The 13,698-nt window shown below is 64.4% G+C and carries 16 protein-coding genes, 1 tRNA gene and 1 pseudogene; 7 read left to right on the plus strand and 11 right to left on the minus strand.

What is annotated here, in order from left to right:
- Positions 1 to 29 precede the first annotated feature (29 nt).
- The 4 genes from IVA80_RS23115 to IVA80_RS23130 form a co-directional block, all read right to left on the minus strand.
- Positions 30 to 1,823, minus strand: coding sequence for a peptide ABC transporter substrate-binding protein (locus IVA80_RS23115; RefSeq protein ID WP_247435716.1), 1,794 nt, complete (start codon positions 1,821 to 1,823; stop codon positions 30 to 32).
- Positions 1,824 to 2,087: 264 nt separating this feature from the next.
- On the minus strand, positions 2,088 to 3,506 hold the full coding sequence (locus IVA80_RS23120) for a M20 family metallopeptidase (protein ID WP_247435719.1): 1,419 nt from the start codon (positions 3,504 to 3,506) through the stop codon (positions 2,088 to 2,090).
- A gap of 153 nt (positions 3,507 to 3,659) precedes the next feature.
- Complete coding sequence (locus tag IVA80_RS23125; protein ID WP_247435722.1) at positions 3,660 to 4,049, minus strand: hypothetical protein; 390 nt, start codon at positions 4,047 to 4,049, stop codon at positions 3,660 to 3,662.
- On the minus strand, positions 4,046 to 4,657 hold the full coding sequence (locus tag IVA80_RS23130) for a hypothetical protein (protein WP_247435725.1): 612 nt from the start codon (positions 4,655 to 4,657) through the stop codon (positions 4,046 to 4,048). The genes IVA80_RS23125 and IVA80_RS23130 overlap by 4 nt, the downstream gene beginning before the upstream one ends.
- Positions 4,658 to 4,925: 268 nt before the next feature.
- Between IVA80_RS23130 and IVA80_RS23135 the strand changes: the two genes are divergently transcribed.
- From IVA80_RS23135 to IVA80_RS23145, 3 genes are all read left to right on the plus strand, one after another.
- Complete coding sequence (locus IVA80_RS23135; RefSeq protein ID WP_247435728.1) at positions 4,926 to 5,897, plus strand: S1C family serine protease; 972 nt, start codon at positions 4,926 to 4,928, stop codon at positions 5,895 to 5,897.
- A 35-nt stretch (positions 5,898 to 5,932) separates the two neighbouring features.
- A complete protein-coding gene (locus tag IVA80_RS23140; protein ID WP_247435731.1) occupies positions 5,933 to 7,003 on the plus strand; it encodes a phospholipase in 1,071 nt (356 codons plus the stop codon).
- A gap of 79 nt (positions 7,004 to 7,082) precedes the next feature.
- A complete protein-coding gene (locus IVA80_RS23145) occupies positions 7,083 to 7,289 on the plus strand; it encodes a hypothetical protein (RefSeq protein ID WP_092288893.1) in 207 nt (68 codons plus the stop codon).
- A gap of 81 nt (positions 7,290 to 7,370) precedes the next feature.
- Here IVA80_RS23145 and IVA80_RS23150 read toward each other — a convergent pair whose 3' ends face one another.
- The 5 genes and pseudogenes from IVA80_RS23150 to IVA80_RS38655 all read right to left on the minus strand — a co-directional run.
- A complete protein-coding gene (locus IVA80_RS23150) occupies positions 7,371 to 8,030 on the minus strand; it encodes a DsbA family protein (RefSeq protein WP_247435734.1) in 660 nt (219 codons plus the stop codon).
- Between the two features lie 85 nt (positions 8,031 to 8,115).
- Complete coding sequence (locus IVA80_RS23155; protein ID WP_247435737.1) at positions 8,116 to 8,838, minus strand: LrgB family protein; 723 nt, start codon at positions 8,836 to 8,838, stop codon at positions 8,116 to 8,118.
- Positions 8,835 to 9,218 carry a CidA/LrgA family protein gene (locus IVA80_RS23160; RefSeq protein WP_247435740.1) on the minus strand — a complete coding sequence of 128 codons (384 nt, stop codon included), beginning with the start codon at positions 9,216 to 9,218 and terminating at the stop codon, positions 8,835 to 8,837. The genes IVA80_RS23155 and IVA80_RS23160 overlap by 4 nt, the downstream gene beginning before the upstream one ends.
- A gap of 34 nt (positions 9,219 to 9,252) precedes the next feature.
- Positions 9,253 to 9,741: a PaaI family thioesterase gene (locus IVA80_RS23165; RefSeq protein WP_247435742.1), complete on the minus strand. Its 489-nt coding sequence runs from the start codon at positions 9,739 to 9,741 to the stop codon at positions 9,253 to 9,255.
- Between the two features lie 18 nt (positions 9,742 to 9,759).
- Positions 9,760 to 9,846 (minus strand): annotated as a pseudogene (locus IVA80_RS38655) (thioesterase); the annotation flags it as partial.
- A 110-nt stretch (positions 9,847 to 9,956) separates the two neighbouring features.
- Between IVA80_RS38655 and IVA80_RS23170 the strand changes: the two are divergent.
- Positions 9,957 to 10,505: a TetR/AcrR family transcriptional regulator gene (locus IVA80_RS23170; protein ID WP_247435745.1), complete on the plus strand. Its 549-nt coding sequence runs from the start codon at positions 9,957 to 9,959 to the stop codon at positions 10,503 to 10,505.
- A gap of 46 nt (positions 10,506 to 10,551) precedes the next feature.
- Here IVA80_RS23170 and IVA80_RS23175 read toward each other — a convergent pair whose 3' ends face one another.
- Complete coding sequence (locus tag IVA80_RS23175; protein ID WP_247435748.1) at positions 10,552 to 11,049, minus strand: hypothetical protein; 498 nt, start codon at positions 11,047 to 11,049, stop codon at positions 10,552 to 10,554.
- A 200-nt stretch (positions 11,050 to 11,249) separates the two neighbouring features.
- Here IVA80_RS23175 and IVA80_RS23180 point away from each other — a divergent pair, with 200 nt between their 5' ends.
- Both IVA80_RS23180 and IVA80_RS23185 read left to right on the plus strand, forming a co-directional pair.
- Positions 11,250 to 11,534, plus strand: a complete 285-nt coding sequence (locus IVA80_RS23180; protein ID WP_247435751.1) for a PsiF family protein — start codon at positions 11,250 to 11,252, stop codon at positions 11,532 to 11,534.
- 100 nt (positions 11,535 to 11,634) lie between these two features.
- Positions 11,635 to 12,720 (plus strand): AbrB family transcriptional regulator, encoded by a 1,086-nt coding sequence (locus IVA80_RS23185; protein ID WP_247435754.1) that lies wholly within the window; start codon positions 11,635 to 11,637, stop codon positions 12,718 to 12,720.
- Between the two features lie 112 nt (positions 12,721 to 12,832).
- Here IVA80_RS23185 and IVA80_RS23190 read toward each other — a convergent pair whose 3' ends face one another.
- Positions 12,833 to 13,375 carry a disulfide bond formation protein B gene (locus IVA80_RS23190; protein WP_247435757.1) on the minus strand — a complete coding sequence of 181 codons (543 nt, stop codon included), beginning with the start codon at positions 13,373 to 13,375 and terminating at the stop codon, positions 12,833 to 12,835.
- Positions 13,376 to 13,534: 159 nt separating this feature from the next.
- Here IVA80_RS23190 and IVA80_RS23195 point away from each other — a divergent pair.
- Positions 13,535 to 13,619, plus strand: a tRNA-Leu gene (locus IVA80_RS23195).
- The last annotated feature ends 79 nt before the right edge of the window (positions 13,620 to 13,698 follow it).

Below are 13,698 nucleotides of genomic sequence, written 5' to 3' on the forward strand. Positions count from 1 at the left end.
AGGGAAAGACCCCGTCTAGAGCTGGGGGATCATTCCTCGCGGTACCAGTCGAAGATGTTGTCGGTTTCGTTGGCCCAGCCCGAGATCACCGGACGCAGCGTGTTGGCGGAGGCCTCCACCTTCAGGCGATGCATCGCCGGGATAAAAACGGTGTCCTGCCACATCAGGTCGTTGCACTTGACGTAGAGGGCGGCGCGCTTGATCGGGTCCATTTCCTTGTCCGCCGCGTCGATTGCCGCGTCGTATTCCTTGTTGACCCAGCGCGGGAAATTCGTGCCCTGCCACTTGTTCTCTTTGCTGGCGATGTAACGCGAATGATAGCGGCGCATGTGCTGGGCCGGATCCGGCTGGCTCAGCGGGATCTGGAACATCTCGAGGTCGGCATAGAACTTCGGGTAGGTGTCGGGGTTGGCGACGTCCGAGGAGAAGAACACGGAGGCAACCACCGACTTCAGCTCGACGTCGATGCCGGCCTTCTGACAGGCCTGCTTGACGATCGCCTGGGTCTTCTGACGCGGACCATTGATCGCGGTCTGGTACAGCAGCTTCAGCTTCTTGCCGTCTTTCTCGCGAATGCCGTCCGCGCCGGGCTTCCAGCCGGCGTCGTCGAGCAGCTTCGAGGCCTTCTCGATGCTGAACTCCCAGGTGGTGTTCTTGGACACGAACTTCTCGGGACCGTTGAGGAAGTTGGCGGTGGTGCGGCCGGCGCGGCCATAGATCGCCTTCTTGATGGAATCGCGGTCGACCAGCATCGACAGCGCCTTGCGCACCGCCGGATCTGAGAACAGCGGATGCTTGGTCTTCATCGAAGACTTCTCGCCGTCGACCTCGGTGTTCGGATCGGTGAAGTTGAGCGCGATGAACTCGGTGTCGCCGCCCACGGCGTAGATGGTCTTGCCCTTGCCGCCTTTCTCCAGCCGCAGCAGCACGTCATCCTCGACCTGGATGTTCCATCCGAAATCATATTCGCCGGTCTGGATCACGGCGCGCGCCGCCGAGACGGCGTCGCCGCCACCCTTCATCTCGATCGAATCGAAATGGGGACGGTTTGCCATGTGGTAGTCGGGATTGATCACGCCGCGAATGAGATCGCCGGGCTTGAACTCGACGAACTTGTAGGGACCGGTGCCCACGGGCGAGAGGTTGGCCGGGGCATCACGGGATTTCGAGCCGATATAGTCGGCGAACTGATGTTTCGGCAGGATCTGGCCGGCGCCGGCGCCGACGAACGCATCGGCCCAGAACGGGGTGGGCTGGGGGAAGGTGATCTTGACCGTGAGGTCGTCGATCTTCTCGAGCTTGAGGTCGCGATAGACGCCGGCCGTGACGGTCGCCGTGGCGGGATCCTTGGTATATTCCCAGGTGAAGATCACGTCGTCGGCCGAGAACGGCTTGCCGTCGTGCCATTTCACGCCGGGCTTCAACTTCCACGTCACCGACGTGCCGTCGGCGGCGAGCAGGCCGTTCTGGACCGAGGGGATCTCTGAAGCCAGAACCAGCTTCATGTTGCCGTCCGGATCCCAGCAGGCGAGCGGTTCATAGAACAGGCGGGAGCCGTCCTGGTCCTTGGTGCCGGTGGCGAAATGCGGATTGAGCAAAGTTGGGCCCTGCCACCACAGCAGCTTCAACGCACCGCCGCCGCCGCGCTTGGTCGGCTTGTAGGTCGAGGCGCCTTCTGCCATGGCGACGCCGCCGAGCGCGAGGATCTGGTTGGCCAGGGGGGCGGTGAGGCCGACGGCGGCCAGGCGCTGGATGAAGGCGCGGCGATCCATCCGCCCGTCCTTCACTTTGCCGATCATCGAACGCAGTTCTTTATCCAGCATGGTTGTCCCCCGTCTGGTTCCCGTTTTTGGATGCAGGCGGCCGCGAGAGGCGGCCACCGGGTTTGGCTGGCGGTAGATGGCACACTGAATAGGGCATACGTCAACTGCGACCGTGTGTATGCAAACGGTCTTCTGGCTGTCCGTTGGGCAAAACTGCGTTCCACAGCCCAAGCGTTCGGCAATCCGGCGCTAAAACGCGCCGGAATCCCGCGTTGCACTGCGGAAAATTTGTTCGCCGGATCAGACGAAGTATCGAGACGAATTCTACACCACGGACATATTCAGCGGCGGTGCGACGTGATCCGGCAGTGGGCACACATAAGGTGTCTTGGCCGTCCGCTTCTTCAGGTCAGCCTTCGCGGCCTTGATCAGCCCGGGCTCCACCAACGCCTTGATGCCGATCCCGGCCATCGCCTTGGCGGCCTGCACCATGGCCTTGTGGGCGTGTCCACTCTTGCCCTGCGCCACCACCTGCCAGGTGTGGAACGGCGTGCCGATTGCAACCGTCGGTGCATGGACCTGCACGGTCGGCACCACCCAGCTCACGTCGCCGACGTCGGTCGAGCCGACCAGCGGGTTACGCTTGGCATCGAGCGGCACCAGAAAGTCGGCCAGCGGCCGATCGGTCGGCTCCATGCCGATCGCGTAGTAGACCGACTCGATATCCTTGTCGCTGAGCGTCGCGCGGATCTGGCTGGCAAACCCCTTGTCGGCGTCGTCGAAATGCGGCGGCCCCAGCTCTTCCATCACCCGGTGCAGCGCCTGCTCCAACGGAGTATTCGGCAGGATGTTGGAGACCGCGGAGATGATCTTCATCTCGACCTTGGTCTCGGTCATCAACGCCGCGCCTTCTGCGATCTTGCTCACGCGTCCGACCAGCTCGTTCATGCCGGGCAGATCGCGGGCGCGGATCGAATAGCGCACGCGCGCATGCGCCTGCACCACGTTGGGGGCGATACCGCCGGTGTCGAGCAGCGCATAGTGCACGCGCGCATCGCTCGGCATGTGCTCGCGCATGTAGTTCACGCCAACATTCATCAGCTCCACGGCATCGAGCGCGGAGCGGCCAAGATGCGGCGAAGCCGCCGCATGCGAGGTGCGGCCGGTGAAAATGAAATCGGCGCGGGTGTTGGCGAGCGACGGCGTTACCGCGACTTCCCAGAAGCTGTGCGGATGCCAGGTGATGGCGATGTCGGCGTCGTCGAACGCGCCGGAGCGCACCATGAAGGCCTTTGCCGCGCCGCCTTCCTCCGCGGGGCAGCCGTAATAGCGCACACGGCCGGGCACCTTGTTCTCGGCGAGCCAATCCTTCATCGCGGTCGCGGCGAGCAGCGCCGCGGAACCAAGCAGATTATGTCCGCAACCATGGCCATGGCCGCCGGTCTCGACCGGCCGGTGCTCGGCGACGCCGGCCTCCTGGCTGAGGCCCGGCAGCGCGTCATATTCACCCATGAAGGCAATGACCGGACCGCCCTCGCCCCATTCGCCCATCACCGCAGTCGGAATGCCCGCGACATTCTCGGTGATGCGGAAACCCTGGTGGCGCAGCTCGGCCAGATGCTCGGCAGCGGACCGCGCTTCGGTGTAGCACACCTCCGGCATGCCCCAGACCTTGTCGCTGAGGTCGATGAAACGCGCCTTGATCGTGTCGACGCCACGCCAGATGTCGCTGCGGTTATCCATGCTTCGGTCCGTGATCTCTTGGTCAAACGAAGCGGCAATGGTTAGCAGCTTCGGCATGGTCCGCCTAGCAGCGACGGGGACACCAGCCATGCGGCCCAGCGGGGTCCCACGGCACGGCCCAAGGCGATTGGTCGCGCGAAAGCCGCGACAAGACTACATTCTCGGCCTTGATAGCGCGTCTTTGCTGACGAACAGGAGGCGTCGCCGAAAGGCCGTCGGACTCTCGGCAACCAGCACTCCCTTCAGAGATTCCAGGCCGCCTGCGAAGAACGGTTCGCGAAGCCCATTACCGTGAACCTCGGTCCATTCCGGTATTTGTAGTCCGTAAACTCGCGCAAGGTGCTCCGCGACTGCCGCCGCATAGGCATCGTGCACGGCATCGATGGAAGCGGGGCGTTGTTCGATCGCCTGCTGGCGCGAGGGTGGGTTCATATAGAACGAATCGAGAAATTCGCGGAGCGACGGGTCAAACTTCTGCTCGCCGGCTCTTACGCGGCGAACCACCTCACTCAACGTTGCGGGTTTCTTGCCAAACAGGCTCATGGCTGGCTCGACGAGGAAGGCGCTTGATCATTGTCGGGCCCGAGATTTGAAAAAATCTCCTCGAGACCCAACCGTGTTTTGGGCTGAAGCACGTTCTGTGGGTAAAATTTTTCAACCAGCGTCAATGCGTCCTGGCTGTCCTTGATGCCTATGGCGCGGGCGAGGAGCTTAATATCGTCGATATCCGAGTTCGTTTCGACGCCGCCGACGCGCATGGCGCGGCATTTCATGGCGAACAGGTATTCCGGTCTTGCCGTATAGACGCGGAGGCCAGGCTGATCCTCGGCAGGATACGTCTTGAACAAAGTCTTCACGTCGGGATCAGCGTCTCTCTTGCTCAGCCACCCCTTTACACCGTCGTTCAACCAATTTTCATCCCACCCGAACTCCTCTGCCATCTCGACAGCCAGCTTCTTGATGAAATCCCTGTTCCCTTCAAACACCGCATCGACGTCCCCGGTGTTGATCTGCCGATTCAGGGTCAGCAGGAGAGCCGATCCGCCGTAGATCACGATTTCGACGGTGCGACCGGCCGCAAAAGCCCTCCGGCCGAGTTCAGCCAGCGCATACTCCAGAGGTGATCGATCGAAGTTCTTGTTGTCGCTCATGGCTTCTTCCGCAGCTCGCGAAACGATACGTCTGCAACACGAGGCCGACAATAGCATTCCGCCCCCGGCAGTTCGCCAGCCGTCAACGATCGGGGAGATGGACCGATTCTAGGGTTGTTCCTGCCTGAACTTGCACAGCCCGTGCTCCAATCCTCTGCGAATGGCCGCGACAAGCCTTTAAAACGGATCATTCGCGGCTTAGATTGATCCTGCTTCGCGCGTCGTTCCGCAGCAATGGCGGAGCGATGCTCTCAGCCAGGAGAACTCCATGCCCGCTCTGACCGAATGGAGAGTGCCGCCGGCCAATCAGCCGCGTGCGAGCGATTACGGTTTCGATCTCGACCGCGCGCTCGCATCGGTCGTCGGCCTGCATGCCATCATTCCGCCGGACGCCTTCAGTGCCGAAACGCTGGGCACCGAACGCGCCGGCAACGGCGTCGTGATCGATGAGGGGCTGGTGCTGACCATCGGCTATCTCATCACCGAAGCAGAGTCGGTGTGGCTGCATCTCGGAGACGGGCGCGTGGTGGAAGGGCATGTGCTCGGCTTCGACGCTGTCACCGGCTTCGGGCTGGTACAGGCGCTCGGCCAGCTCGACGTCGAACCCTTGCCGCTCGGCATCTCGGCCGGGACCCGGCTCGGCGACCGCGTCGTGGTCGGCGGCACCGGCGGGCGCACCCGCTCGGTCGCAAGCCAGATCGTGGCCAAGCAGGAATTCGCCGGCTACTGGGAATATCTGCTGGATGAAGCCGTCTTCACCCATCCCGCACATCCGAACTGGGGCGGCACGGCGCTGCTCAACGAGCGCGGCGAGCTGATCGGCATCGGCTCGCTCCAGCTCGAGCGCGAACGCGACGGCAAGGCCGAGCATGTCAACATGATCGTGCCGATCGACCTCTTGAAGCCGATCCTGGACGATCTGCGCAAGTTCGGCCGCGTCAACAAGCCGGCACGGCCCTGGCTCGGGCTCTATTCGACAGAGATCGACAATCGCGTGGTGGTGATCGGGATTTCAGCCAACGGTCCGGCCGCGCGCGCCGAGCTCAAGACCGGCGACGTCATCCTCGCGGTCGACGGCGAGAAGGTCACGAGCCAGACCGGCTTCTACAAGAAAATGTGGGGGCTCGGCGCCGCCGGAGTCGATGTGCCCCTCACCGTGCACCATGAAGGTGTCACCTTCGACGTCACAGTGACGTCGACCGACCGCTTCAAGCTCCTGAAGGCGCCGAAGCTGCACTGACAAGATCGAACTGACATCAGGCAAGGAAAGCGGCGATGAGCGATGCCGTCGTTGACGACATCATGGCCGTGCTACCGCCGCTGCTCAATGCGCTGGAAGCACTCGGCTTCTTCACCCGGCACCTGCATCCGCCAGTCTTCGCCTCGGTGATGAATGCGATCGGCACGCCCGACGAGGCGCTGCAAGCGGCACACGCGGCGATCGGGGATTGGCCCGAGCAGTTCACCGGACTGCGCGAGCGGCTCGATCGCGCCTGCAATGAAGCGCTTGCCGCCTTTGCCGGCATCCGCGAGGTCGAGCGCGGCAATGGCGAGCTCGTCGCGGTCTTCCGCGCGCTGCGCCATGTGCCTCGCGCACAGGAAGCGCTGTATCCGCTCTCGACCCAGTTTCCGCCGGTGAGCAGCTTCTTCCTCAACGCCGCCAATCGCAAGAGTGACGATCTGCTGGCGCGACTGGACGCCGGCGCGGGCGAACACACCGGCATTTTCCACGACCACAACGAGCCGGGCAGCCGCGGCGGCTTCTCGGTCTATGTGCCAGAATATTATTCGCCGGAGCGCGCCATGCCGCTGGTCATGGCGCTGCATGGCGGCAGCGGCAACGGCCGCGGCTTCCTGTGGAGTTGGCTGCGCGATGCCCGCAGCTTTGGCGCGATCCTGGTGGCGCCGACCGCGGCCGGCCCGACATGGGCGCTGATGGGCGACGACACCGACACGCCCAACCTTATGCGCATTCTCGAGACCGTGCGCAGCCGCTGGACCATCGATGCCTCGCGCCTGTTGCTGACCGGCATGAGCGACGGCGGCACCTTCTGCTACGTCACCGGGCTCGACGGCTCTTCACCCTTCACTCATCTTGCGCCGGTCTCAGCGACCTTCCATCCGCTGATGGCGGAGATGGCGGACGCTGCGCGCCTGCAGAGACTGCCGATCTTCATCACCCACGGCAAGCTCGACTGGATGTTTCCAGTACAGACCGCCCGGCAGACGCAGGCGGCCCTCTCCGCCGCCGGCGCCGACGTCACCTATCGCGAGATCGACGACCTCAGCCACACCTATCCGTGCGAAATCAACGCGGATCTGGTGGGGTGGCTGAATGGCGGATGACGAACCGTCCTTGATCGTGCCGCACTGCCGCGGAACCATCACTCCGGGCCGACGTTATCGCCGTCACCGGAGGTTCGTCATGCAGACTTTTTTCGGAATGATCCTTGGTGCGCTGCTGCTTGCGTGCGGCGTCTACATCTATGACTCCATGCAGACGTCGTCGGTCGCCAATGGCGAGGTCGCGATCACCAATCGCACCATCGTGAACTGGGATGTCGCGAAGGCCGATTGGGACGCGCTGCGCGACCGCGCGCACAAGGACTGGGTCCGGATCTCATCGAAGTAACGACGCCGTGTCATGAACAAGGCGCCGCCGCGCGTCCGCGTCGGCGCCTTTGTGGTTGACTGAGGTTCGATGCGGCTTGCGTCAGTTCATCTTGGCCTTGCGGGCGTCGGCGATGACCTGCTCGAATTCGGTCATGCTGAGCACGCCCGGAACGCGGTACTTGCCGACGATGAAGGATGGAGTGCCGCGGAAGCCGAAAGCTTCTGCCTGCTCGTTGTTTCGCTTGAGCACGGCGTCGATGTCCTTGGCGTGGTCGGTGAGATCGCGCTTCAGGCGGTCCATGTCGACGCCGGCGGACGCGAGCAGCTCGTTGATGCGCGGCTCAGTCAGGCGCGAGCTGACACCCATCATGGCGTCATGGGCCTGATGGTATTTGTCCTGGAATTTTGCCGCCAGCGCGATCCGCGCCGCGGTGACCGAGACCGGCCCGAGGATCGGCCAGTCCTTCATCACCAGCCTCACCTTGCCGTCGTCCTGAACGACCTGGCGCAGCTCTGGCTCGAGCTTGCGGCAATAGGGGCAATTGTAGTCGGACCATTCGATAATGCTGATGTTGCCGTCGGGATTACCGGCGACGGGAACATCGGGGTCTCGCAGCACCTTGGCTTCAGTCAGCACCTCGTCATCGTCGGCGGCCGCGCGCGCAGAAGTCATCCTGCCGGCCGCAAGGGCACCCGCCCCGATCAACGTCAGCGCCGCACGCCGCGTCGCCACGAGGCCCTTGTTCCCAAATCCAGCCATATCTCGTTCCGTTTTGGTCCCATCGCCGCAAATACGGTTCGGGACCGGAATTGTTACGCTCATATAGAGTGTCCCGGCGGCAATGTCATCGCAGCAGGAGCGTCACCGCCAAGGGCACCAGGAACGAGGTCACCAGAGCGTTGAGGCTCATGGCGATGCCGGAAAAGACGCCCGCGATCTCGTCGACCTGGAAGGCGCGGGCGGTACCGATGCCGTGTGCGGCAAGACCCGCGGCAAAGCCGCGGGCACGGAAATCGGTGATACCAGTGCGGTTCATCAGCGGCGTTACGATGATCGCACCCATGATGCCCGTGAGAATGACAGCGACCGCTGTCAGCGAGGGATCGGCGTGCAGGGATTCGCTGATGCCCATGGCGACACCCGCCGTGACCGATTTCGGCGCCAGCGACAGGACCAGGTCGCGCGGCAGGCCGGCGAGTTCTGCCAGCAGCACGACCGACACCACCGCCGTGACCGAGCCGGCGACCAGCGCCACCAGCATCGGCACGATGGATGCGACCACGCGCGTGCGGTTCTCATAGAGCGGCACGGCGAGCGCCACGGTGGCGGGACCCAGCAGGAAGTGCACGAACTGCGCGCCGGCGAAATAGGTCGTGTAGGAGGTGCCGGTGAGAAGCAGGAACGCGCCAATGATCCACATCGCATGCAGCACGGGATTGGCGAGCGGATGGCGCCGCGTCGCCAGCGACACCGCATCCGTGGTCGCATAGACCAACAGCGTCACAGTCAGCCAGAGCAGCGGTGACTGCGAAAGATAGACCCAGAGCGAGAACGGATTGTCCTTCATCGCTGGTCCTGCTGCCGGAGCAGTCGGCTGACGAGGCGAAAGGTCAGCACAGTCGCGAGCAGCGTGACCGCCACCGAGAGCGCGAGCACCAAGGTGATGGCGATGCCGTGGGATGCGAGCAGATCGAGCTTCTGCACGACGCCGACGCCGGCCGGCACGAATAGCAGCGAGAGATGCGCGAGCAGGCCCTTGCTTGCGGTCTCCACGCCGCCGTTGCGCAGCGGTCCGCGCACCAGTAGCGCGAAGCGGTCGCGGGCGAGCAGCAGGATCAGGAGCAGCAGCAGGCCGAGCACGGGTCCCGGCAGCGGCAGGCCGAGGCCGCGCACGACGGCTTCGCCGATCAATTGGCAGAGCAGGATGAGGCCGAGACTCGCGAGCATGACGGTCGCATCAAGGAATGCATCGGCAGGCTTGTCAATCGCCGCGCGATGCGTGGGACGCGCGCGGTTCGTGCGGAGCCGCAGCTCCACGCAGCATCGCCATCAGCGTCCCCGTCATGGTGGCGATCAGCGTGGGCTTGCCCTCGTGCTCGGCAAAGGCCCTGGCCTCGCAGAAGGTGAGCGTGCGACCTGGCTTGACCACCTCGGCCTTGAAAACGAAACGCTCGCCGCGGGCGGGCGCGAGCAGCGTGGTCTTGAACTCGACGGTGAGAATATCGGCCTCGCGTGGCATCAGGGTGAAGGCGGCAACGCCGCAGGCGTTGTCGAGTCCGGCGGCAATGATGCCGGCATGAACAAAGCCGTTCTGCTGCGCGAAGGCCGGCGAATGCAGCATTGCCAGTTCGACCTCTCCCGGCGCAAGGCGGACGATCACGATGCCAAGCGTGTGCATCGCCGGCTGACTGTCGAACATGGCGACGGCCGCCGCGCGATATCCCGGGTTTTTCGGTTCGAACGCGGCCATGGCTCAGACCTCGGCCGGCTCGGCGACATACCACATGATGTTCATGTAGCCGACGTGATCGTATTGCCATGGATAGACGGTGCCGCGATAGGTCGCCTCCTGCATCGCAATCCTCCTGCCGTTTTTCTGCTCTTTGATTGTTGATACGGTAGCGTATCAGGACTCGACTGCGTTAGCAATACGGCACCGTATCAAGGACCGGCGAGGCTTTCTTCATGAGCGACGGCAAGGGCGATGTCTGGGTCGAGGCAGGATTTAATGAGCTCGCCCGCTCGGGGGTCGAGGGCGTGCGGGTCGAGGTGCTCGCCAAGAACCTCGGCGTCACCAAGGGGGGCTTCTACCGCCGCTTCGCCGACCGCGCCGCGCTGCTCGATGCCATGCTGGAACGCTGGCGCGAGGGACGCGCGGCGTCGATCGCGCAGCAGACGAGTCTCGACGGGCAAGCGCCTCGCGAGCGGCTGAAGGCGGTGATCCAGCTCTATTCCGAGCGGCTCAATCCGGAGGGCATCGCAATCGAGCTCGCGATCCGGCAATGGGCTCGTTCGGACGAAACCGCGGCGACGGCGGTCGCGAGCGTGGACGCGGCGCGGCTGAAGCACGTCGCCGAGCTCTATCGCGCGACCGGCCTCGAGGCCGAGGCGGCCGAGGCGCAGGCCTTCCTGTTCTATTGCTTCATCTTCGGCCAGAGTTTGCTGTTCGTCGAGCGCGGTCCGCGCAAACGCTCGCAGCTCGTGGCGAGGTCGGCCGAGAAGCTGTTGGATTAGGCGAAATGGCCGGAGCTTTGCTCCGGCCATCCTGTCAATTCGAAGCTCAGGCGGCGCCCTTCAGCTTCTTGTTGCACTCGCTGTAGTAGCCGCCGCCCTTCTCGATCCACTTCATACCGCCATTGCCGTTGGTGGTCTTGTTGGCGTTGTACTGGTCGACGCAGGTGTGGAGGCGCGCCTTGCCGGCGGTCTCCTTGGCGTATTTCGGGTCGACCGCGTTCGGATAGATCGCGGGACCGGCCGGCAGGGTTGGCGCCGGGGCGACAGCGGGGGCCGCCTCCTTCTTCGCCTGCTTCGGCTCGGCGGGAGCCGCGGGCGCTGCCGGAGCAGCTGCGGTCGGCGCAGCGGCGGGCGTTGCATCTGCACCGCACTGGGCCTTGCGGAAGTCATTCCACTTCATGGTGCCGAGCGAGCCGTCCTTCTTGGCGGCCTGATATTTCGCGCTGCATTCCTGCGAGGTCAGCGCCTGTGCCGGCGCGCTCGCCACCAGCGCGGCAAATCCCGACACCGCAACAGCACACAACAATTTCGATTGAATGGTCATCTTGGATCCTCCTCCTTGGTCTGTCCCGACGGAAGTGAAACGAGGATTGCTATCCTAGCGTGCTCGCGGCTTCCGACAAGGAGCGATGGCGTTCGCAGCGAAAATATAGTCATCCGGCCGTTCGCATTATTCATGTCGCGTTCAGCAACGCGAGCCGACCTTCGCGCCCTTCACAATTCTCGCAAGAAGAGTGCAACATCATGACCCTCGCGTCCCGCCTCGCCGCCGTCGCCCTCGCCTCCCTGCTCGCAACCGGCCCCGCTTTCGCCCAGACCGCTGCACCGGCTCCCAAGGCCGATACCAAGACCACAACCGCCGCCCCCACGGACAAGAAGGCGCCGAAGGAGCACTCGGCCGAGTCGCTCGAATGCTCCAAGCAGGCCGACGCCAAGGGCCTGCACGGCAAGGAGCGCAAGAAATTCCGCTCCGAGTGCATCAAGACCGCGAAGGCCGGCACTGCCGCTCCCGCCGCAGACAAGAAGTAAATCCGTCACGATCCTCCTCTCGGCCTCGGCGCGAGGCGCGCGCATTGCGGCATGACGTGGCCGCAATTGTGCGCCTCTCGCTGATTTGCGATAAGGTGGCGTGAAGCAAATCACCACCTCCCTGCCGTTCGAACGGCCAAGCCGTGCCACGATCCTGAGCACGGTGGAGACGCTTGTCATCGGTACCGCCGGAGGCCTCGTGTTTCTGGTCGCCGGACTTCCCGGCGGACTGATCTCGGGCTCGATGATCGCGGTCGGGATCGCCGCGATCGCCGGCCGCCAGCTGGCGTTGCCGCCGATCCTGACCCAGACCGTGCTGGTGCTGCTCGGCATCTCACTGGGCTCGGTCGTCTCGCGCCATCTGCTTCAACAGGTCGGCGCCTATCCTCTCACCATCGGGCTGCTTGCGCTCGCCACCTTCTGCTCGACCTTCGGCTCGAGCTATTACCTCCAGCGCATCCATGGCTGGGACCGCACCTCGGCCTTCCTCGCCGGCAGCCCCGGCGCACTGTCGCAAATCACGATTTTGGCGGTCGAGCGCGGCGCCGACCTGCCCGGCATCGCGGTGGTGCAGACCATGCGCGTCATCATCCTCACCGCGGCGCTGCCGATGGTGCTGGCACTGGCCGGTGTCGCGCCGTCCGCCGCGCCGTCGCTGACCGCGACGATCGCCTCGCCGCTTGACCTCGTCGAACTGGTCGCGGCCTCGCTGGCCGCGGCGCTGCTCTTGCGGCTGGTCAGATTTCCGGCGAGCTGGATGTTCGGCGCGATGATCGCCTCCAGCGTGCTGCATGGCGCAGGCTGGGTCGAGGGTGGCCTGCCGAACTGGGGACGCGGCGTGGCGCTGATCGGCATCGGCGCACTAATCGGCAGCCGTTTCGCGCGGATGCGGATCAAGACGCTCGCCGGCCACATTAATGCGGCGCTGGGCTCATTTGCCGTGGCGATCGGCGTCTCCGCCGTCTTCGTCGGCATCGTCGCGCTCACCACGCAGGTGAAATTCTCGGACGTCGTCGTCGCCTTTGCGCCGGGCGCAATGGACGCGATGCTGGCGCTGGCGCTGACGCTGCACATCGACCCGATCTTCGTCGGCGCCCATCATCTGTCGCGCTTCGTATTCGTGACGATCGCGACCCCGGGCATCGTGCATTTGTTCGGGCGCACGCAGGACGATGTGGATGATTGATGGGATGCAGCTCTCGTAGGGTGGGCAAAGGCGCGTTCGCGCCGTGCCCACCATGCATCCGCAGTATTGCTGGAATTGGTGGGCACGCTTCGCCTTGCCCACCCTACGGCAGCTACGAGCGCTTCGCCGTCGTCACAAATCCCCACGCGGCGATCGCGGCCATGAGCAGCGAGATCAGCACGTTGTAGCCGGCGAGCGAGAGACCGAGGAAGCGCCATTGCACCTCGTCGCAGCGGACCACCTTCACGGTGTCGAGCCGCGACAGCAGATCAGTGGCGTTGCCGAGATTGACCACGGGGCCGGAGCAATCGGTCGGCCCCTTCCAGAATCCCCATTCGACGCCGGAGTGATAGGTGCCGAGCCCGGCATTGGCGAGCGTCAGCAGCGCGATGATCGCAAGCCCGGCGAGCAGCAACGGCCGCGGCGCGCCGCCTCTCGCCGCAAGGGCCGTGAGCGCGCCGAGCGGGATCGCGACATAATAGGCGTAGCGCTGCTCCAGGCAGAGCGGACAGGGCAGGATCTCGAGCACGAGTTGGAAGAACCAGGCACCTGCGATCGTCACTGCGGCGATCAGCGCGACCGCGAGCGAGGCGGTCAGCGCGGGGCCGCTCGCAGCCGGCCTGAACGCAGGTGTTGCGGCACTCTGGGTCGTCACGGCAGCCTCTTTCGGATGGGACGTGGCCTTAAGGCTCTAGCGCCGGCCCATGCGGCTGTCGAGAACGGCTGACATCACTTTGGCGCGGGTTGACCCCGCATTGTCCATGGCTATAGTCCGCCGGCTTCGCGACGCCGTCCGTTTGAGGGCCGACCGAGGGCCCCTGTGGCGGAACTGGTAGACGCGCTCGACTCAAAATCGAGTTCCGCAAGGAGTGCTGGTTCGATTCCGGCCAGGGGCACCAAGCTTCGCGAGCTACGGCTCGGCAAGCCAGGCACGATCCGAGCGAAGCAGCGAAAGCTGTCGCGCCGAAGCCTTGGCGA

This window comes from Bradyrhizobium sp. 139, from assembly GCF_023074175.1.
Classification (GTDB): Bacteria; Pseudomonadota; Alphaproteobacteria; order Rhizobiales; family Xanthobacteraceae; genus Bradyrhizobium.